At 51.0% G+C, this 20,452-nt stretch carries 15 protein-coding genes and 1 pseudogene; 2 read left to right on the top strand and 14 right to left on the bottom strand.

What is annotated here, in order from left to right; translation table 11 throughout:
* Window positions 1–158 precede the first annotated feature (158 nt).
* From SIC45_RS02060 to SIC45_RS02030, 7 genes are all read right to left on the bottom strand, one after another.
* The gene (locus tag SIC45_RS02060) at window positions 159–1,352 is read right to left on the bottom strand and encodes a PDZ domain-containing protein (protein WP_319630909.1); all 1,194 of its coding nucleotides are present in this window, start codon (window positions 1,350–1,352) and stop codon (window positions 159–161) included.
* A gap of 64 nt (window positions 1,353–1,416) precedes the next feature.
* Window positions 1,417–2,877, bottom strand: coding sequence for a S41 family peptidase (locus SIC45_RS02055; RefSeq protein ID WP_319630908.1), 1,461 nt, complete (start codon window positions 2,875–2,877; stop codon window positions 1,417–1,419).
* Between the two features lie 379 nt (window positions 2,878–3,256).
* The gene (locus SIC45_RS02050; protein ID WP_319630907.1) at window positions 3,257–4,135 is read right to left on the bottom strand and encodes a YitT family protein; all 879 of its coding nucleotides are present in this window, start codon (window positions 4,133–4,135) and stop codon (window positions 3,257–3,259) included.
* A gap of 69 nt (window positions 4,136–4,204) precedes the next feature.
* A protein-coding gene (gene prfB / locus SIC45_RS02045; protein WP_298785146.1) for a peptide chain release factor 2 occupies window positions 4,205–5,309 on the bottom strand; the annotation gives its coding sequence in 2 pieces (ribosomal slippage) (window positions 4,205–5,236 and window positions 5,238–5,309; 1,104 coding nt in all).
* Window positions 5,310–5,399: 90 nt separating this feature from the next.
* Complete coding sequence (gene secA, locus SIC45_RS02040) at window positions 5,400–7,892, bottom strand: preprotein translocase subunit SecA (protein WP_298785144.1); 2,493 nt, start codon at window positions 7,890–7,892, stop codon at window positions 5,400–5,402.
* A 254-nt stretch (window positions 7,893–8,146) separates the two neighbouring features.
* On the bottom strand, window positions 8,147–8,743 hold the full coding sequence (hpf, locus tag SIC45_RS02035; RefSeq protein WP_298785142.1) for a ribosome hibernation-promoting factor, HPF/YfiA family: 597 nt from the start codon (window positions 8,741–8,743) through the stop codon (window positions 8,147–8,149).
* A gap of 226 nt (window positions 8,744–8,969) precedes the next feature.
* The gene (locus tag SIC45_RS02030) at window positions 8,970–10,397 is read right to left on the bottom strand and encodes an NAD-dependent succinate-semialdehyde dehydrogenase (protein WP_319630906.1); all 1,428 of its coding nucleotides are present in this window, start codon (window positions 10,395–10,397) and stop codon (window positions 8,970–8,972) included.
* A gap of 524 nt (window positions 10,398–10,921) precedes the next feature.
* Here SIC45_RS02030 and SIC45_RS02025 point away from each other — a divergent pair.
* Window positions 10,922–11,944, top strand: coding sequence for a DUF6612 family protein (locus SIC45_RS02025; protein ID WP_319630905.1), 1,023 nt, complete (start codon window positions 10,922–10,924; stop codon window positions 11,942–11,944).
* Window positions 11,945–11,974: 30 nt separating this feature from the next.
* On the opposite strand, the gene SIC45_RS02020 is transcribed toward SIC45_RS02025, so the two are convergent.
* The 7 genes and pseudogenes from SIC45_RS02020 to SIC45_RS01990 all read right to left on the bottom strand — a co-directional run bounded on the left by SIC45_RS02020 (window position 11,975) and on the right by SIC45_RS01990 (window position 19,358).
* Window positions 11,975–12,355, bottom strand: coding sequence for a hypothetical protein (locus SIC45_RS02020; RefSeq protein WP_319630904.1), 381 nt, complete (start codon window positions 12,353–12,355; stop codon window positions 11,975–11,977).
* A gap of 99 nt (window positions 12,356–12,454) precedes the next feature.
* A complete protein-coding gene (locus SIC45_RS02015) occupies window positions 12,455–12,811 on the bottom strand; it encodes a hypothetical protein (protein ID WP_319630903.1) in 357 nt (118 codons plus the stop codon).
* Window positions 12,811–13,185: pseudogene (gene fliS, locus SIC45_RS02010) on the bottom strand (flagellar export chaperone FliS); the annotation flags it as partial. The pseudogene fliS and the gene SIC45_RS02015, both read right to left, overlap by 1 nt.
* A 172-nt stretch (window positions 13,186–13,357) precedes the next feature.
* The gene (gene fliD / locus SIC45_RS02005) at window positions 13,358–15,373 is read right to left on the bottom strand and encodes a flagellar filament capping protein FliD (RefSeq protein ID WP_319630902.1); all 2,016 of its coding nucleotides are present in this window, start codon (window positions 15,371–15,373) and stop codon (window positions 13,358–13,360) included.
* A 136-nt stretch (window positions 15,374–15,509) separates the two neighbouring features.
* Complete coding sequence (gene gnd, locus SIC45_RS02000; protein WP_319630901.1) at window positions 15,510–16,409, bottom strand: phosphogluconate dehydrogenase (NAD(+)-dependent, decarboxylating); 900 nt, start codon at window positions 16,407–16,409, stop codon at window positions 15,510–15,512.
* Between the two features lie 22 nt (window positions 16,410–16,431).
* Window positions 16,432–17,784 (bottom strand): GntP family permease, encoded by a 1,353-nt coding sequence (locus SIC45_RS01995; RefSeq protein ID WP_298785127.1) that lies wholly within the window; start codon window positions 17,782–17,784, stop codon window positions 16,432–16,434.
* The gene (locus tag SIC45_RS01990) at window positions 17,781–19,358 is read right to left on the bottom strand and encodes a gluconokinase (RefSeq protein WP_319630900.1); all 1,578 of its coding nucleotides are present in this window, start codon (window positions 19,356–19,358) and stop codon (window positions 17,781–17,783) included. Before SIC45_RS01990 ends, SIC45_RS01995 begins: the two co-directional genes overlap by 4 nt.
* Before the next feature lie 186 nt (window positions 19,359–19,544).
* Here SIC45_RS01990 and SIC45_RS01985 point away from each other — a divergent pair, with 186 nt between their 5' ends.
* Complete coding sequence (locus SIC45_RS01985) at window positions 19,545–20,399, top strand: MurR/RpiR family transcriptional regulator (protein ID WP_319630899.1); 855 nt, start codon at window positions 19,545–19,547, stop codon at window positions 20,397–20,399.
* The last annotated feature ends 53 nt before the right edge of the window (window positions 20,400–20,452 follow it).

Below are 20,452 nucleotides of genomic sequence, written 5' to 3'. Positions count from 1 at the left end.
TATGTCTATTTACTATACCACATGAAGATTGGAAAGAAACAACACAAAAACGAACGTATATTCGCTATTATTATTGTACTCCACTCCCCTGTAAATGCAAAGAAAATGACATTTTCCCCGACCTATACAAAAAACAGAACCCGGCAGAGGGTTCTGTTTTACTGGGCCGTATGGATGCTTTCCGGGGCCGTTCGTTCTTTATTGATCATTAATATTCCAAGCTGATGGTGCTGATTGCTGTAAAGCGCTGCCTGCGCCTGGCGGAGCTCTCCGTTAATATCCTCCACGTCCAGCCGGCAGTAGGCGGAATTTTTCTGCACTGCCCGGTAGAGGCTCGCTTCATCATATACCTTTTCGCTGTTCACCCGCCGGATGACTTCACCTGCTTTAATATGCATCCGGTCTGCCGGCGACTCCGGCAGAACAGCGAGTACGGATATTCCGTCGCCGCGGAGCGTATAAAGAAAATTGCTTTTAGCTGAACTGCCGGCCGCAATGGTTACCCATTCCCGCAGCAAAATCAGGACAGCCGCAATTACTGGAATAATCCATCCACTGTAAAAATAGGCAAGTGCTGCACCAGCGCCGGCAAGAATAGCGATCCGCACGACCCACCAGCCGGCCAACCGCACCTGTACAGACGCCAGACGGTCGAAGGTTTTCATACGTATGCCGATCACTGCCGGAAGCAAAAGAAGGGAAAAAGCAGCTCCGCCCGGAAGGAGCGGCCACCAGCCTCCCGCTTCAACAGCACTTCCCGGGATAAACAGAAATACCGGGAGCATCCAGATACGGTGCGTAATCTGGCCGCCAATTGGCTTGCCGCGGCGGCTGACCGTCCGAAGGGGAGAAAAAAACCTTGTACCGTTCCAGACAATCAGTATTCCTTCCGCGAGCGTGAGCACTGCGAGCCAGACCATCAGAGAAAAAGCATCAAAGCCGTTTCCGAGCCAGGCTCCGGCAGAGAAAAACGGTACTGTGATCCCGGCAGCATCAAGTGCCAGAGCGGCTAAAAATGCCGTACCCCATACGTGCAGAGCGGTCAGCCAGCGGTGCAGGCCTGACACTGCCAGCAGGGCACTGATCACCATCGCAAGCAGGACTGCTCCAAGAGGCAGTGAAATGCCCGTAACAATGGTGATGACCGAGACAAAAGCAGCGATTACTATCGCCGGAATAACACTCATTGTTAATTCCATCAGCATTGGATACATTTTTGCATGAAACATTTTTCGTTCTCTTTTCACCCGAAGATAACCAATCATAAGCATGGCTGCTATCATTATGTAAGTCAGCGGGTTCAGAAAAAACCACGCTAACGCAGGACCAATTTCACCGATTATTCCCTGCATCCACTATTTCCTCCTTTTCTTCGGACCGGGCATGCCCCGGCCACCAGCATCATTCAGCTTTCAATTATTGTTCTGTGACTGTATCAAGCGCGCGCTGCAGCTGCTTGTCATTGTCTCTGTTCTGGACTTTTTCAAGCACTAAATCATTCAGCGCGTCTGCTGTTTCCGGCGTCAGCGTCCCAGTGGCTTCCAGATCCTTCTGTTCCTCCTGGAAATCCTGTACTGCCGCTTCTGTTTCTTCGCTGTAGTACCCGTCCTCACGTCCCGGATCGAATCCGGCTCCTTTTAAGAGCGTCTGTGCAGTGGCAATATTTTCACCCGTCGTATCCGGCTCCAGGGCTTCATCAATGGATAAAATAGATGCCTGGAAATAATCGGGCTGCTCCTGCTCAATGGTCGGTTCCACGCCTTCTTCATTAATCCAGTTTTCTTCCGGCGTCAGCCATTTAGAGACAGAGAGCTTCACGTCACTTCCATCATCTAGCTCCATCACCTGCTGAACCGTTCCTTTGCCATAGGTTGTCTGCCCTACCAGCTCAAAGTTTCCGGCCTCCTTCATTGCAGCTGCCAGAATTTCAGAAGCAGATACACTTCCCTGATCAACCACGCCAACTACCGGATAATCCTTGTTCTCCTCTAAAGAAGAAGTCACTTCTGAAATCGTACCTTCATGGTCTTCAATTTCAACTATCGGCTCTCCGCCAGGAATAATCATGCTGCCGATATCCTCCACCGCATTCAAATAACCGCCCGGATTTCCCCGGACATCAATCACCAGTCCGTCAATGTTTTCACTCTCCACCTGCTCGAGCTGGGTTTCGAACTCATTGGCTGTATTTTCAGAAAATGACGATATATTCAGATAACCGATGCTTTCGCCATCCTGCTCGATCACTTCACCCTCTACGGTTTCGATCGGAATTTCATCGCGCTCCACTTCAACATTAAAGGGCTCGCTGCTTCCACGCTGGACAGTGAGATTTACATTCGTTCCTTTTTCTCCCCGGATTTTCAGAACTGCCTCATTAAGTTCAAGGTTTTCTGTGCTTTCTCCGTTAATTTCCAAAATATCATCATTCGGCTGCAGGCCGGCGGCTTCTGCCGGGGAATCGTCAATTGGAGAAACGATCGTTACTGCGTTCCCGGATTTATTTACTTCAGCTCCGATGCCTTCAAAGGACGAATCCAGCGACTGCGTGAATTCCTGTGCTGTGCTTTCGCTCATGTAGCTGGAGTGAGGGTCATCGAGTTCTCCGATCATTCCTTCGATTGCCCCCTGCACCAACGCATCATCGTCCACTTCTCTCATGTATTCGGAGTCAATCAGATCATACACTGAACTGATTTTGTTTAAGTCCTCTTCTGACACGTTTTGCGCTCCACTGTCCGAACCGGATTCGGACAAGGCGGAGGAGGACGCTCCCGAATCTCCTCCCCAGACAGAAGCACCTACGGCTGCACCCCCGGTCCCGGCTGCCGCTGCTGTGACCAGAATTGCTGCCGTCACTTTGATGTTTTTCTTCATCTATTTCACTCCAGCTTTATTAAAGTCATAATCAAACCACAGACTATACGAAAGAGGAATCAGCTGCACAGGCTGCTTTCCCCGAATCAAAACAGCGAGCCGTCCCGGGGCCTGCGAAGCAGGTCAGTTCGATGGTGTCACAACCGTGACGCCCTTCATCGAACTTCCTTTTTTAAACGAACGCTCTGCGCTTTTCTTTTTGTCCAGCTTCGAGCGTTACCACCCGGGTCCATTCGCATTTTCAGATCGTTTGCGACTTCGTCTCAAGCCGACTGAAAACAGCGAGCCGTCCCGGGTGATAAACGAACGCTCTGCGCTTTTCTTTAGTGTAGCATGAACTTCTGTGTTTCTGAAACACAATGTTGGCGCTTCCGCTTTTTTACACAGAGTTACCCTGATTCTCAAATCCCTGGCCAAGCACTTCTGAAGCGTTGCTCACAACCACAAAGGCTTCGGGATCCTGCAGCTGGATCACACGCTTCAGCCGGGTAACTTCACCACGGTTGACAACGCACATCAGCACTGGACGCGCATCATTGGTAAAGCCTCCGCGTCCTTCGAGTTTGGTTACCCCTCGGTCCACTTCTTTTAAAATAGATTTACGCACCGTTTCTTCATGCTTTGTAATCACAAACGCCACCTTGGCATAGCCCAGGCCGGTCTGCACAACATCAATGGTTCTTCCCGTAACAAATAACGAAATAAGGGCATACAGCGCGAATTCCAGGCCAAAGATGAATGCCGAGCCCGTAACAATCAGTCCGTCCATAATAAAAACCGATGTACCAAGCGTCCCACCAGCGTATTTATGAATGATTTGAGCTAAAAGATCCGTGCCTCCAGTCGAAGCACTGGCCCGAAACACCAGTCCGAGCCCAAAGCCCACTCCGATTCCACCAAACAACGCGCCAAGCAGCGGATCATCAATACCGATATCCCAGTTCCTCGTAAAATAAACAATAAACGGCAAAAACAGCGTTCCAATTATCGTTTTTGCCCCGTATTGGAGACCTCCAAGAAGCAGGAGACCGAGGATGAAAAGGAGGACGTTGGTGATTCCTATCGTTATAGCCGGTTCTACATTCAGTGAGGCCTCCAGCAGGGTCGCAAAACCGCTTACCCCTCCGGAGGCGATCGAGTTCGGCAGTAAAAAAGCGTTATATGAAATAGCCACCACAGCCGTTCCGATAAAGATCTGGAACCCGTTGACCCATTTCAGCGCCGTTTTTGACATTGGTTTTCTTCTTCGGTTTACCATTACACTTCCTCCTTTTGGTTTGACGTAAAAAGAGCCTGCGCGAACGCAGGCTGCTGATTGTGCCCTCTGTTATACTTTCATGCTTGCACGCAGGTACTCATCGATGAATGGGTCAAGATTGCCGTCCATCACTGACTGCGTGTTTCCCATCTCCACATTCGTCCGGTGGTCTTTTACCATGTTGTACGGATGGAAAACGTAGGAACGGATCTGGCTTCCCCAGCCGATTTCTTTCTGTTCTCCGCGGATCTCATCCATTTCCTGCTGACGCTCTTCAATCTGGCGCTGATACAGCTTCGCCCGAAGCATTTTCATCGCCTGGTCCCGGTTTTTCAGCTGGGACCGTTCGTTTTGACAGGTAACGATGATGTTTGTCGGCAGGTGGGTGATCCGCACGGCGGAGTCCGTCGTGTTTACGTGCTGACCGCCGGCACCGCTCGCACGGTACGTATCGATTCTCAAATCCTCCGTCCGCACTTCTACCTCCACGGAATCTTCCATTTCAGGCATAACTTCGCAGGAGACAAATGAGGTGTGCCGGCGCCCGGAGGAGTCAAACGGGGAAATCCGCACGAGCCGGTGCACCCCTTTTTCCGCTTTCAGAAAGCCGTAGGCATTGTAGCCCTTTATCATCATGGTGACGCTTTTCAGGCCGGCTTCGTCCCCGGGAAGATAATCCAGGGTTTCCACCGTATAGTTTTTCTTTTCCGCCCAGCGGGTGTACATCCGAAGCAGCATCGACGCCCAGTCCTGGGATTCCGTGCCGCCGGCGCCGGGGTGCAGCTCCAGGATGGCGTTGTTTTTATCATACGGCTCGCTGAGAAGCATCTGCAGTTCAAAATCGTTAATATCTTTTTTCAGCTGCTTCGTGCCTGATTCGAGCTCTTCCTTTAAATCTTCATCGTCTTCTTCCTTCACAAGCTCATAGGAAACCTCGAGATTTTCATGCTGCTCTTCAAGCACACGATAGCCTTCAGTAATATTCTTTAACGCATTATTTTCATCAATAACTTTTTTGGAGGCGTCCTGGTCATCCCAGAAGCCGGGGTGGGTCATCTTTTCTTCGAGTTCGCTGATGCGCTCCTTCTTGGCATCGAAGTCAAAGAGACCCCCTGAAGTCCGCTAATCGCTTAGCCATATTTTCAAGTTCGTTTCGAATTTCTGCCATATCCATGTAAGAAATCCCCTTTCTGAATGTAGGTGGCAAGGAAAAAGCCCGAAGCTGAGCACTTCGGGGCCTGTCCCTCCCGTTTTTCGTTTCTTATTACCGTTTGTTCGGCACCGGCATTTTCCGGTTGCCGTTTGCCGGCGCTGATTTCTTTTTGTTTTTCGGCTGCTCTTCTTCTGCTTCCTGCTCGTCCTGGCGCACTGCTTTTCCTTTAGCGACTTCCTGGCGCTGCAGGTTCTCTTCGTTTACTTCCGATTTGACTACGTACGTAGCGACTTCTTCTTCAATTGACGCCACCATATCCTCGAACATGTTAAAGCCTTCGAATTTGTACTCCCGAAGCGGATCATTCTGGCCGTAGGCCCGCAGGTGAATACCCTGTCGGAGCTGGTCCATCTGATCGATATGGTTCATCCATTTCCGGTCCACCGACCGGAGGAGCAGTACTTTTTCGAATTCACGCATGGATTCTTCGTCAAATTCCTGCTCTTTTGCTTCGTAGTTACCTTTTGCTGTTTCCCATACCTTTTCGATAACTTCTTCCTGTTCAAGACCTTTAACGTCCTGTTCTGTCAAATCGCCTTCATTCAGTACGGTCGTGTTCAGGTAGTGAAGCATGCCCTCAAGGTCCCAGTCCTCCGGCACCTGTTCCACCGGGGTGTAGGCTGCAACGATGTTTTTCACCGTGGATTCAAGCATACGCAGCACAATGTCACGCAGATTATCCGACTCGAGCACTTCCATCCGCTGGGCATAAATGATATCACGCTGTTCGCGCATAACGTCATCGTATTGCAGAATCTGCTTCCGTGAGTCGTAGTTAGATCCTTCCACCCGCTTTTGCGACTGTTCCACTGCGCGGGTGACCAGCTTGCTTTCGATCGGCTGATCCTCATCCATGCCAAGGCGCTCCATCATGCCGCGCATGTTATCAGATCCGAACCGGCGCATCAGTTCATCCTCCATGGACAGATAAAACTGGGAAGCACCCGGATCCCCCTGACGTCCGGCACGACCACGGAGCTGATTGTCGATCCGGCGGCTTTCGTGCCGTTCGGTGCCGATGACAAACAGTCCGCCGAGGTCGGCTACTCCGTCCCCGAGCTTGATATCGGTACCGCGCCCGGCCATGTTGGTCGCAATAGTGACAGCACCGCGCTGGCCGGCGTTTTCGATGATTTTCGCTTCGTTTTCGTGGTTTTTCGCATTAAGAATGTTGTGCGGTACGTTTTTCTTTTTGAGATACCGTGATATCAGCTCTGATGTGTCCACATTTACCGTGCCGACTAGAACAGGCTGGCCGGTTTCATACAATTCAGCGATTTTTTCGGCTGCCGCCCGGTATTTTGCTTCCCGGGTCTTAAAGATCAAATCGGATTTGTCTTCGCGGACAACCGGCTTGTTCGTTGGGATCGAAATAACGTCTGTGCCGTAAATATTGCGGAATTCTTCTTCTTCCGTTATCGCAGTACCGGTCATCCCGGCGAGCTTCTGATACATCCGGAAGTAGTTCTGGAACGTAATTGATGCGAGCGTCATGCTTTCCTTCTGCACCCGCATGCCTTCCTTCGCTTCAATGGCCTGGTGGAGGCCTTCACTGTACCGGCGGCCGGCCATCAAACGTCCGGTAAACTGGTCCACGATGACCACTTTGCCGTCCTGCACCACATAGTCCTCGTCGCGGTGCATCGTCACATGGGCTTTTAACCCCTGATTGATATGGTGCAGCAGCTGCACATGCTGCTGGTCATACAAATTCTCTATTTGAAACGCCTTTTCCGCCCGGGTAACACCCTCATCAGTCAGAAGAACCGTTTTGGTTTTTTCATCGATCGTGTAATCCCGTTCTTCCTTCAGACGGCTCACAAATACGTTAGCCGCTGCGTAAAGCTTGGTCGACTGTTCCACTGAGCCCGAAATAATCAGCGGCGTTCTCGCTTCGTCGATCAATATCGAGTCGACTTCGTCGACGAGGGCAAAATGAAGAGGACGCTGCACCATTTGTTCCTTGTACAGAACCATATTGTCCCGCAGGTAGTCAAAGCCAAACTCATTATTGGTTCCGTACGTAATGTCAGCCAGATAGGCTTCCCGCTTCGCTTCCTTGCTCATATCCTTTAAATTCAGGCCGACGGTTAATCCGAGGAACTGGTAAAGCTCCCCTAACGTTTCGCTGTCACGCTTGGCCAGATAGTCGTTGACGGTCACAACGTGCACGCCTTTGCCGGTAATGGCGTTTAAGTAGACCGGCATGGTTGCGACCAGGGTTTTCCCTTCCCCGGTTTTCATTTCCGCAATATCGCCGTCGTTTAACACGATGGCACCCATCAGCTGTACGCGGAAGGGAGTCATTCCCATTACGCGTGTCGACGCTTCTGCAACAACTGCATAGGCTTCCGGAAGCAGCTGTTCAAGCTTTTCACCCTGCTGATAGCGTTCTTTAAACTCTTCGGTTTTACGGGCAAGGTCTTCATCGCTCAAAGCCTGGATATCTTCATAAAAAACCTCAATTTTTTCCGCTTTCTTCTCCAGTTTTTTTACATATTTTTGATTTGTATCTCCAATAACTTTCTTCAATAAACCTCTCATGGTTTAATCATCGTCCTCTCTTTCGTACCATCTAGCCGAAATACGATTGACGCGCATAGTTGTTTTAAATGTTAATAGGGGGCCCGGGGCCTTATTTATCTGTAGTTTTACATATATAAATGAATCGTTGTATTTCTAAGCATCACCGTATATTTTAACAGTATTCCGTTATTGTTACAACGAGTTCCCGTGCTCCCGGCAAAATCAAAACAAGCCCTGCGCATTACCCGCGCAGGGCCTGTTGATTCATATAATTATTCTTCCGGCTCAATCAGCCCGTAGCGCCCGTCCCGACGTTTGTACACGACTGAGGTGTCACCGCTGACAGAATTAGCGAAGACGAAAAAGTTGTGGCCCAGCATATCCATCTGAAGGATAGCTTCTTCCGTATCCATCGGCTTTAAATTAAACCGTTTGGTCCGGACGATTTCAAGGGAGTCGTCCTCTTCAGTCACTTCATCAGTTAACGGAGCTTCTTTTACCCCGCCATTGGCAATTTCTTCGTTCAATTCTTCAATATTAGCTTTAAATACTTCCGATGTTTTGCCATTTTGGCGGAACTTGCGGTTTACTTTTGTTTTATATTTTCGAATCTGCCGTTCGAGCTTGTCCGTCGCAAGATCGATCGCCGCATACATATCCGTATGCGTTTCTTCTGCCCGGAGCAGCAGCTGCGGCATAGGGATGGTCACTTCTAAAATTTTCTCGCTGTTTTGAACTTCCATATTCACATGGACGTCCGCCACAGGGGTTGTATCAAAGTAACGTTCAAGCTTGCTCACTTTCTTTTCTACGTAACCTCGAAGAGCTGGAGTCACCTCTAAGTTTTCCCCGCGAATGTTAAAGTTCATCAAGTGAACCCCTCCTTATCGTTATGTGTCTACTTTCTATATTCCTTTTGCGGAATCCTTTTCAAACAACAAAATTTTTTTTAAAAGTGAAAAGAACATGCCATAACAACAGGGTCTCAGGACTTATGAAACAGATAAAACCCTTTTAAATGTAACCGGTAGCTTAATCTGGAACTCAGTATAAAAAAAGCTGCGCCGGAACGGTCCGGCGCAGCCTCTGTTTCTATTATAATCCCATTGAAATATATTTGGTTTCGAGAAACGGCATGATGCCCTGACGGCCGCCTTCGCGTCCGACCCCGCTCTGCTTCCAGCCGCCAAACGGCGCCTGGGCAGCCGATGGTCCGCCATCGTTCCAGCCAACAATACCGTATTCGAGTCCTTCAGCCACTTTCATGCCCCGGGACATGTTTTCAGTAAAGAAATAGGAAGCAAGACCAAACGGCGTGGTATTCGCGAGCTTGACACCCTCTTCATCACTCGTGATTTTCTGCACCGGCGCAACCGGTCCGAACGTTTCTTCGTGCATGATGATCATGTCATGGTTCACGTCGCGGAGCACGGTCGGTTCAAAGTAGTAGCCGCCGTCCTTTTCAAAACCACTGCCGCCGGTTACAACCTTCGCGCCTTTATCGACGGCATCCTGCACGTGGCGCTCGACTTTGTCGTAAGCGTCTTTATCAATCAGCGGGCCGACCTTTACGTTTTCGTCCATGCCGTCGCCGACCTTCAGATCCTTGCAGGCATCCGCAAATTTTTCGACAAACTCTTCATACACCTTTTCATCGGCATACACACGGTTGACGCAGATGCACGTCTGTCCCGACGCACGGAATTTCGACGCTACGACACCTTTGACCGCTTTGTCGATGTCCGCATCGTCCAGGACGAGTGCCGGCGCATGGCCGCCGAGTTCAAGCGACAGCTTTTTAATATCCTGCGCACCCTGCTCCATTAAGCTGCTTCCGACTTCGGTGGAGCCGGTAAAGGTGACCTTGCGGACTTTTTCGTTCGACATCAATTCATTGCCGATCGCTGACGAGCTTTGGCCGGTCACCAGGTTGATCACGCCTTTTGGCACGCCCGCTTCTTCGCAGATCTCCACGAAACGCACGGCGGACAGCGGCGTATTCTTTGCCGGCTTCAGTACGATCGTGCAGCCTGCGGCAAGGGCCGGTCCTACTTTACGTGTGATCATCGCCTGCGGGAAGTTCCACGGCGTAATCGCGCCGACAACGCCGACCGGCTGGTGAATGACCATCAGCCGCTTGTTTTCCGAGCCGGATGGAATGGTCTCGCCGTAAACCCGTTTCGCTTCGTCCGCATACCATTCAATGAAAGAAGCCGCATAGGCCACTTCCCCTTTGGCCTCCGCCAGTGGTTTGCCCATTTCCTTTGTGAGCAGCTCCCCGAGTTCATCCTGGCGCTCCATCATGAGGCCGTGAATCTTGCGGAGAATGTCTGCGCGCTCGTACGCCGTCGTCTTCGACCAGGAATCAAATGCTTCATGGGCAGCATTGATTGCTTCCTTCGTTTCCGCTTCGCCTGCGTTGGCGGTTTCCCCCACGACTTCCCCGTTTGCCGGATTCACAACGTCAATGGTGCCTTCGTCTGCCTGTTTCCATTCGCCATTAATATATATTTTTCCAAACATACAATCATTACTCCCTTTCATACGGAATATGCATCGTTCGTTCTATACCCGCAATTTCCAATTATTATTCTGCTCATTCATAAATCGGCCGCAGCCTATTTTAGAATAGGACACGTGAGAGCATTCCTATTTTAAAATAAAGCCTAAACGGGCGTGCCCCCTTGTATTCCGGTGTGCCGGGACATATGATAGTACCAGGCAGCAGCACTTCGGCTGCCCACTCTTCTACATATTTCCCCTTATACCTCTGACAGCAGCAACCTCCCACACTGTTCTGTCCGCCCGGGCGGCCGCTCCCCTTGTCTAAGCGGCCGCCCCGGGCACCAGAAGCCCGGCATCCGCCGGGTTTCTTTCTTATGATCTCTTACTTTTTACAGATCTTTCCTTCAGGCAGCCTTCGCCACTTCCCCTCTCTGGAAAGCGGTGGAAGACAACCATGAACCAGGTCTTATTCTTTTTTGTGTAAAAGTGTGGTATTCTTAGAAAATATGTAAAACGAATTTTAGATGGAGGTCGGAGGTTCCATGAGGAAGTCATTTGGCGTACTTCTCGTTTCTTTAATTCTCGTCCTTCCGATAGGATGTTCATCCATTGACAATGAACCAGATCCAACGGAAAACCAAGCTTCAGATGAGGAACCGGCTTCTGATGAGGTTCTTTCTGAAAGTATTGACTATATGCACGAATTAAACCGTTATTCTATAGATATAAACATGGACCAGACAATTGGCTTGACCCAGAAAGACCCGGTCACCAATGAACTCACCTCCCACGTGGAGGTTGGTACCGATCCATTTGCCTACCATGAGTCTTCGACGCTGCAGACGACCGCCCAGGAGCCAAAGGAAATCGAGCGCTACCTGACGGCCGAAGGCTTCTTCACCTATGATTCTGCAGAAGAAAAGTGGATCAAGTATCCGGATGAATTCACCGGCGATTTGAGTGCTTCAAGCCAGTCCATCGGTGAACCAGCAGCTGTGCTGGAGCTGATCGAGGCCTATGCTGCAGATTTTCAGCTGGAGGAAAAGGAATCGGAATATGTGATTGAGGCACGTGGCCGTTCCGATCAAATGCGTGAGCTCGTTAAAAGCACGGTCGGCTTCACTAACGAAGACTTTGACAGCTTAATTGACGATATGCTGTTTACCGGAAGCCTGGAGGATACGCTCTACACTATTACTATTGATAAAGACTCGATGCAGACAAAAAGCATTCAGGCAGATTTTCAAATTGCCATGAATAACAGTCAGAGCCCACAGACTACTTCCTCCACCCAGTCCCTCACGTTTGCCTATAATGAGATAAACAATGAGCAGACGATCAGCGCACCCTCCAATGTCGTCGCTACGGCGGAGGAGCTGAACTTTGAAAACCTGCAGGAGTGGGAGGAAGGTGAGCGGTTCAGCCAGATTGAAGGGCAGAGTATTTCCGAGCTCATGTATCCTGACCGTCAGCCTTCGAATTGGATTATTGAGCACGGGTCTCTGCCGACACTTGAACAGAGGCTTGGGCTGCCTCCTCTTTCCGAACAGGGCAGTGACGAATAAAAACAGGCAGGGAGCCGTATCCCTGCCTGTTTATTTGCGTGTGAGCGATGTCACACGGAGCTTCCAGCGTTCAAGCACCGGCATATATACCGAGGCGACGTATCGCATCTTCTCGGCACTGCCCATCGTTTCTGATTCTATCAGGCTCCGCACTTCTTCGGTCGCCTGTTCGAAGGCTTCCAGATCCTGCTTCCATTCTTCCTCCTGTCCAAACAGATACGCCATCGTCACTGTCTGCGAGGAAAACAGCGAGGATTCTCTGGTCGTGCTGTCGAGCAGCCGGTCCCCGTTTTCTTCAAACCCTTCCCGGTAAAAGCCCGTCACCTGTACCATGCTTTCCTGCACCATCTCCAGCCAGTCACTGTACTGCTGGAGAAACGTTGCTTCCGCCCGGCGGAGATGCTCGCTCATCGTTACCTGCCCCTTTTTTATCCTTTAAGCCGTTTATAACATAATCCAGGCACTCATACACATAAAAACCTTCAGGACTGGGCCTGAAGGTTTTGTATGCTAGTTTTTGCTGTCGAAAAAATAAGCGGACGCTGTCGCACTCTTTTGTTCATACTTCCCCATATGACGGCGTTTGTGACGAGTCCCCTGCAGCTCTTCCTGGATCACCTGTTTCCAATTGCCAAGCTGGACGTCAATAAAACGGTTCATTTTAACCGTTTCTTCCCCGAGCTGCCGTTCGGCCTCTGACCATTCCTCCACAGGCTGCAGGTCTTTCAGCTGCCGGTCCCTTGCCTGCAGAAAAAGATCCACGCTCTCAATGTACTCATCCCTCGGCTGTTCATTATCCGGCATGGGCTGCGCCACTTTTTCGTATAGTTTTCGGGTGGTGACATACAGTTCACGGACTACACTCATTACGCCCGGCCGCCTTCACGGAATCGGCTCTCCCGGTCCTTTTGCATCGCCTGCTTCCATGTGTCGCGAAACTCTTCGACAAGGCCGTACACTTCCTGCAGAGCGCCGGTGTCATTACTGACATTGGCTTCGATCAGCCGGCGGTACATGTAGTCATACATCCGCATCATGCTGCTGCCAAGCTCGCTGTCCGTTTTCAGCGTAATCATCAGCTCACCGATAATATTCTGCGCCCGGATCATCAGCTTATTTTTTTCTTCAACCTTCCCTTCGATCATCGCTTTTTCCGCTTTTTGAAGAAACTTCAAACAGCCGTTGTATAAAAGAAGCGTGAGCTCTCCCGGCGAGGCGGTCTGCATCGCCTGCTGCTGGTAAGGGTTAGCTTTGACCGGCGCCGGCTTCGGAGCAGGTGCTGCCTGTTTTGGGCTGAATGTTTTCTGCTGCTTCTCTTTATCCGGTGCGGCCGTCTGCTTCATTGCCTGCTGGTACATTGCCTGTGCCTGGTTAAAACTCATATGTTTTCTTCCTCCTCAAGAAGGTGCTGTCTTACTGACCGTTGTTCATAAACTGCATCAAGTAGTTGGACTGTGAATTCGCGCGGCTCATCGCCTGCTCCATCGCTGTAAACTGACGGTAATACCGGTTTTCCACTGATACCATCCGGTCCTCAAACTGAGCGATACGGTCCTCAATGTTTTCCATGTTGCGCCCGAGCGTAAACTGATGCGGCAGCAGCTTGCCTTTGTAGCCACCGGCCCGTTCGGCAAGAGCGGACACCCCATTGTCGAGCGTCTCTCTCATCCGTCGCGCAAGACCCTGGGTTTCGGTTGTCGATCCGCTCGCTGCAAACAGCTGGTACACGCCTTCGCTATCATCTTCAATCGCTTGGCGCAGCTGGTCTTCATCGATTTCAAGCTTACCGTTGTCCGTGTAGCTCGAGCTTGTCGTAATGCCGATCGAATAGAGAGTATTGTACGCGGAATCGGTGCCATCCACCTGTTCGTATAAAAGGGAGCGCATATTGTTCATGACGTTCGATATGGAGCTGTCACTGCGGAGCAGGCCGCTTCGGGCTTTTTCCTCCCACAGCTCAATTTCTTTTTCACTCATTTCTTCTTTTTGTTCATCGCTGAGCGGCTTAAAGTCCCGGTTCACCTTTTCATTGAGCTTCCCGTTCACCTCTTCAACAATTTTATTGTATTCTTCAACGAAGCCTTTAATCGTATCCATGACGCCGTCGGTATTTGTCTCCGACCCGAGCGTTACCGCACCGTCCGCTTCAGTGAACGTTTCTTTAAGCGTAATACTCATTCCATTGACATCAAACGTATTTTTCGCGCGCTCGGTTTCGAGCCCGTTCATCGTAAACACGGCATTCTGTTCGCCCTGGCTGGACCCGCCCGCATTGTTCAGCCCCAGGGTATTATTGAAAAAGTCACCTGAAAAAAGCATCTCATCGCCGTCTTTGTTAAAGTCGCCGGTCTCCGACCGGGTGAGTGCCGCTTTGCCGGAATACTCATCGTAAAATGCGCTCACGCCCGCTCCGGAGGAGCTGATCGTGCTCATAATGTTATTCATCGACTGCGCGCTTGTGAACGTGAATTTATTTTTCTGCTCGTTGCCGTCTTTATCAAAGGTGGTAATCGAGTTAGTGGAATACTGCTGGGTGAATGTCGCTGCAATGGTTCCGCTCGCCGCTTCGCCGAGCGTGACCCTGCCGGTTTTCGTATCCACGTAGGCTTCGTCCGCTTCAAGCTCCTTCTCGGGATCTGTCACAATTGTCAGCTTGGCGCCTCCGTTTACGCTGATATCCAGGGTGTCCGGATTAATCGCCCCTTTGCCGAGTGAAAAAGTAGAAGTCGGAGCGGCCGCGTTAATTGTTTTAGTTTCATTTTCCGCTGCATACTGCACGTTGATGCTTTTGCCGCTAGTCACCGCCGAACCAAATTCTAAATCAATCTGGCCGTCGCTGAAGCTGGCACGCACCTGACCGGCCTCCAGCGGGCCTTCGCCGGTCACCACCTCATACTGCTTGCCGCTTACCTTCACAATCATATCATCAGTGTTTGTTTTAAGATTGCTGCCTTCCACGCTGTAGGACGTGCCTCCATCAGCGTTAATCGTTTTGCTTTGAATCACGCCTTCACTCCACTGCGGAGATTTCCCGGTCGCAAATTCCTGGCTGCCGATGGCTTCTGAGGCGGAAAAATCAGTTCCGGTCGCCCGTTCGGAGCTGCTCTGCGACGCTGATTTGGCCAGCTGCTTGACCTCGCTGATCGAATAGGTGGCATTGCCGGCGTCCGCTGACGCCGTGGCGCTCACCCGGCTGTCGTTGGTGGAGGTGGCCGAGCGGTCTGTCATCGATGACTTTTTCATAATCGAATCAAAAATTGTGTTCCGGAAATCAAAAAACTGTTTGTTGACGTCCTGGTACATTTCCGTCTGCCACTCGAGCGTCTGTTTCTGCTGATTCAGCTTGTTGATCGGCTGGCGTTCCGCCCGCATTAAATCCTTCACCGTCTGGTCAATATCCATTCCTGAAGCAAACCCGGATACTCGCATGAATGATAGGCTCCCTTCTGCCGTTTTCTTCGTTACTCTTACTATCGGAAATACCTTGAGCCAGTTGAAGCATTTGCCGCATTTTTTCTAAAATACGAAAAAAGACCCGGATACCATCCGGGCCTCTGAGACATTGCTATTCACTTTTTTCCACGGCGTGGCCGCCGAACCCTTTACGAAGGGCTGCCACCACTTTGCCGTTAAAGGTGTCGGTTTCCTGCGAACGGTAGCGCATCATGAGCGAGAGCGCAATGACCGGAGTCGTTGCCTCGTATTCGAGTGCGGATTCTACGCTCCACTTGCCTTCGCCGGAAGAGTGCATGACGCCGCGGATATCATCGAGCCTGGCATCGCCGCGGAAGGCTTCCTCCATCAGCTCCATCAGCCAGCCGCGGATGACCGATCCGTTGTTCCAGACACGGGCGACCTGCTCGTAGTCATAGTCAAACGGCCCTTTTTCAAGCAGTTCAAAGCCTTCGCCCATCGCAGCCATCATGCCGTACTCGATGCCGTTATGCACCATTTTCAAATAGTGGGCACTGCCGCCTTCCCCGGTGTAGTGATAGCCATTTTCCACCGACAGGTCCTCCATCAGAGGCTCAAGCACCGGAAAGACGTCCTTGCGTCCACCGATCATCAGACAGGCACCGTTTCTGGCACCGGAAATGCCGCCGCTTGTACCGACGTCAAAGAAGTGGACGCCTCTTGCTTCAAGCGCTTCATAATGAGCAAGCGTCCGCTTGTAGTGGGAGTTACCGGCATCAATTAAAATGTCTCCTTCATCAAGGTACGATGCCGTTTCGGTAAGCACCTGGTCCGTAGCGTCTCCCGCCGGCACCATCACCCAGATGATACGCGGCTTCGGCAGCTGATCTACGAGCTCCTGCAGGGACGACGCCGTGTTGCCTCCATCACCTTTAAAGCTTTCGCGAAACTCTTCGGACAGATCATAGGCAACAACGTCGTGATGTTTATCAAGCATCTGCAGGCCGATATTATACCCCATTTTTCCTAACCCAATAATTCCTGCTTTCATGTTCTCCACTCCTCTTTTCTATTTATACGAAGATACTTAAAATCAGTGCTACACCAAAGCCGACAAATCCGATAATTGTTTCCATGACGGTCCATGTCTGCAGCGTTTGTTTTTCGTTCAGGCCGAAGTACCTGCTGACCAGCCAGAACCCGGAGTCGTTTACGTGGGAGAAGGCTGTCGCACCGGAAGCAATTGTAATAACGAGCAGCCCGAGCATCGGCTCGCTGACGTCATATGTTTCAAGCAGCGGTGCTACAAGTCCGGCGGCAGTTACCATTGCCACGGTCGCAGAGCCCTGGGCTACACGGACAAGAACAGCTGTGATAAAGGCAAAGACAAGAATTGGCATGTTCGCATTTTCCATTGCGTTTGCGAGCACGTCGCCGACACCGGACTGGATCAGCATTTCACCGAATACACCACCGGCACCGGTAACAAGAATAATAATCCCGGCAGGCTCGAGGGCTTTCGTCGTAATCTGCTGAACTTCTTCCTTCGAATAACCCCGGCGGATACCGAATACATAAAAGGTTAAAAGCGCCGCCACAGTCAGGGCAAAGAACGGATCCCCGATAAAGGAAAGGACGGCATACGCTGTGCTTTCCTCCGAGAGGAAAACTCCGGATCCTGTATTAAGCAGAATCAACACTAGCGGAAGCAGAATGATTGCAATTACGCTGCGGAAGCTCGGCAGCTCACGGTCATACTCGACGTTTCTCATCTGCTCCATCATGTATTCCGGAACACCGATGTCGATTTTTTTCGCCATGTATTTCCCGAACATCGGGCCGGCAATCGCTACTGCCGGAAGACCGGCAAGTGTACCAAACAGAATAACCCAGCCAAGGTCAGCGCCGATAATCGAAGCAACCGAAATCGGTCCCGGCGTTGGCGGAATAAAGCTGTGCGTTACGGCAAGACCCGCTACAAGCGGAATGCCGTAGTACACGAGTGATTTTTTCGTTTTACGGACAAGGCTGTATACAATTGGAATTAAGATAACAAGTGCAACGTCCAAAAAGACGGGAATAGATACGATAAAGCCTGTAAGCGCAAGCGCCCAGCTGACGTTCTTTTCTCCAAATTTATCAACGAGTGTCAGCGCCAGGCGCTCGGCGCCGCCGGACACCCGGAGCATTTCCCCAAACATGGCCCCAAGGCCGATAACGACGGCAATAAATCCAAGGGTGCCGCCCATCCCTTCTTCAATGGTCGTTATAATTTCGCCTGGCGGCATGCCAACGGCAATACCGACGAGGAAACTGACGACGAGCAAGGCGATAAAGGCCTGAAGCTTCGTCCTCATCACTAAAAATAACAGTGCAACAATTGCTAAAACGGCTACAATAATGAGCCACGGTGCTGAAGTCGTCATAGTATTTCTCCTTTTTCAGTTGATAGTGTGCGTTTGCCTTCTGCGTGTGCACGCTGCACGTCGGCAATCGCGGAAAATTCCGATTGAAGATTGCGTGCAAGCCGGAGGAAGATCGGCTTTAAATCCCGGTACGCCGTCACATTGTCCATGATCGGTGACTGCCGTATTTCGATTGGAATCAGCTCGTGAATCGTGTCCAGGCTTTCCTTCTGCCCGGTTGCAGTCATGGCGAGCCAGGCAGCACCGAAGCAGGCACTCTGGTGGCTGTCCGGAACAACAATGTCGCTTTCGAATATGTCCGCCATCATCTGCTTCCAGAGCTCCGAGCGGGCGAACCCGCCGTTGGCACGGAATTCCTTAATGTTGATGCCGGCCTCAATCAGCGCTACGACGACAGCGTACATCTGCATCATGACGCCCTCCATGACGCTCCGGACCATCTGTTCACGCCCATGGTGCAGCGTCAGTCCGAAGAATACTCCCTTTGTGTCGCTGTTCCAGAACGGAGCACGTTCGCCGGTCATATACGGCAGAAACAGCAGACCGTCGGAGCCAGGCATCACGCTTTCCGCCATTTCCGTCAGAACGTCGTACGGGTCTGTACCGTTTTTCCGGCACTCTTCCTTTAGGTCCGGCATGATTTTATCCCGCATCCAGCGCAGCGCAATACCGCCGTTGTTGATTGGGCCGCCAATCACCCACAGCTCATCGGTCAGCGCGTAGCAGAATATCCGTCCCTTCGGATCCGTGTACGGCCGGTCGATGACGGTTCGTATCGCTCCGCTTGTACCGATCGAGCAGGCAACCACGCCTTCCTCGAGTGCTCCGGATCCGACGTTTGCAAGCACACCGTCGCTTGCCCCGATCACGACTGTTGTCGTTTCCTGCAGATCCAGACGCTTACAGACCTCTTTGCGTAAGTCGCTGCGCTGATAGGTCGTGCTTACCGGAGAGGATAAATGGTTTTCCGTGATACCGGCGAGCCCAAGCGCTCTATCGTCCCACTGCTTTTTATGAATATTGAAAAGGCCGGAGGCAGAAGCGATGGAGTAATCAACGATGTATTCCCCGAACCATTTATGGAACAGAAACTCCTTCACCGAAATCCACTTCGCCGCCTGTGCGGCAATTTCTTCCCGGTGCTTCTGAAACCACATAATCTTGGTCAGCGGCGCCATCGGATGGATCGGCGTGCCCGTGCGTTCAAAAATGTCCTGCCCGTTTTCGGCTTTTACTGTTTCGGTTTCATGCACCGACCGCTGATCTGCCCATGTGAGTGCCTGTGTAAGCGGCTCGCCGTTTTCATCCACAGCGAGTATGCTGTGCATCGCTGCACTGAAGCCAATTGTGCCAATATGTTTTCCTTCTTTCGCGACGTCTTCAACGACGTTTTTCAGCGTCTGTTCAACGGCGCGAAGAATTTCGTAAGGGTCCTGCTCCTTCCAGGCCGGGTCCGGAGAATAAATTGGATATTCAAGCTCCCGTTCCGCCCAGATCTTTCCGTCTATATCGTACGCCAGCGTTTTTGTGCTCGTGGTGCCTATGTCCACGCCGGCTGTAAGTGATTCAGCCATAACATTTACTCCCTCGCTTTCGGTAACGCTTTCAATTGATGAAAATATTTTTCTCAATTCGTTATTATACGTGAAATAAAATTCTATGCAAGCGTTTTAAGAAAATTTTTTTCGTACATTTCATTAGCTAAGTGAAATTTATTCCTTTATGATGAAGGTAAGACTTTTTTCACCGGAGGAATGCTCATGGCTACCGAAACGACTCACGTCCGTCAGCGCATCCAGTCGCTGTACAACACTTTTAGCGACAAAGAAAAGCAAATTGCCGATTATATGCTGCAAAATCCCGAAACCATCGTCCACTCGACCATCAATCAGGTAGCCGACCAGCTTTCCCTGGCAGACGCCACCGTCTTCCGTTTCTGTAAGCGGCTCGGCTTTAAGGGCTATCAGGCGATGAAAATCGCGCTCGCTTCCGACATTATAGAACCGATCGAAGACATTCATGAAACGATCCAGGAAAACGACACCGAAGCAGAGGTTATGTCCAAGGTATTTCAAAGTAATAAAAATGCACTCACCTACACCCAGGAGGTGCTTGATGAAAGCACGGTCCGCCAGGCGGTTCAGTACCTGCTTGAAGCGTCAGAGCTTCATTTTTATGGAAGCGGCGGCTCCGGCGTCACTGCCCAGGACGGCCAGCATAAATTTATGCGCACCGGACTTCCGAGCCATGCCTATACCGATTCCCACTGGCAGGTGATGGCTGCGTCCCAGCTAAAGCCAAACGACGTCACGATTGTGATTTCACACTCCGGAGCCAACGAAGACGTACTCGAAGCGATGGATGTAGCCAAAGAACAGGGGGCCCGCATTATCGCAATCACAAGCTACGCCAAAACGCCCATCAGCCAAAAGGCCGACCTGACGCTGCAAACTATTTCGCGCGAAACCGAATACCGCTCCGAAGCGCTCGCCTCCAGACTAGCCGAGCTTTCGCTCCTCGACGGCCTGTATGTAAATTACTGCATCAAAAAGAAAGACCAGGCCCAGGAAGCCGTGGCCAAAATACGCAAAGCCGTCGCCCGGAAAAAGCTATAAGAAAAGCGGAGGTCCGCTGTTCAGGAGTCTCGTACGGCTGACCACGCCCTGCG

Source organism: Marinococcus sp. PL1-022 (genome assembly GCF_033845285.1).
Classification (GTDB): Bacteria; Bacillota; Bacilli; order Bacillales; family Marinococcaceae; genus Marinococcus.
This window is presented reverse-complemented; position numbering and strand designations above follow the sequence as displayed.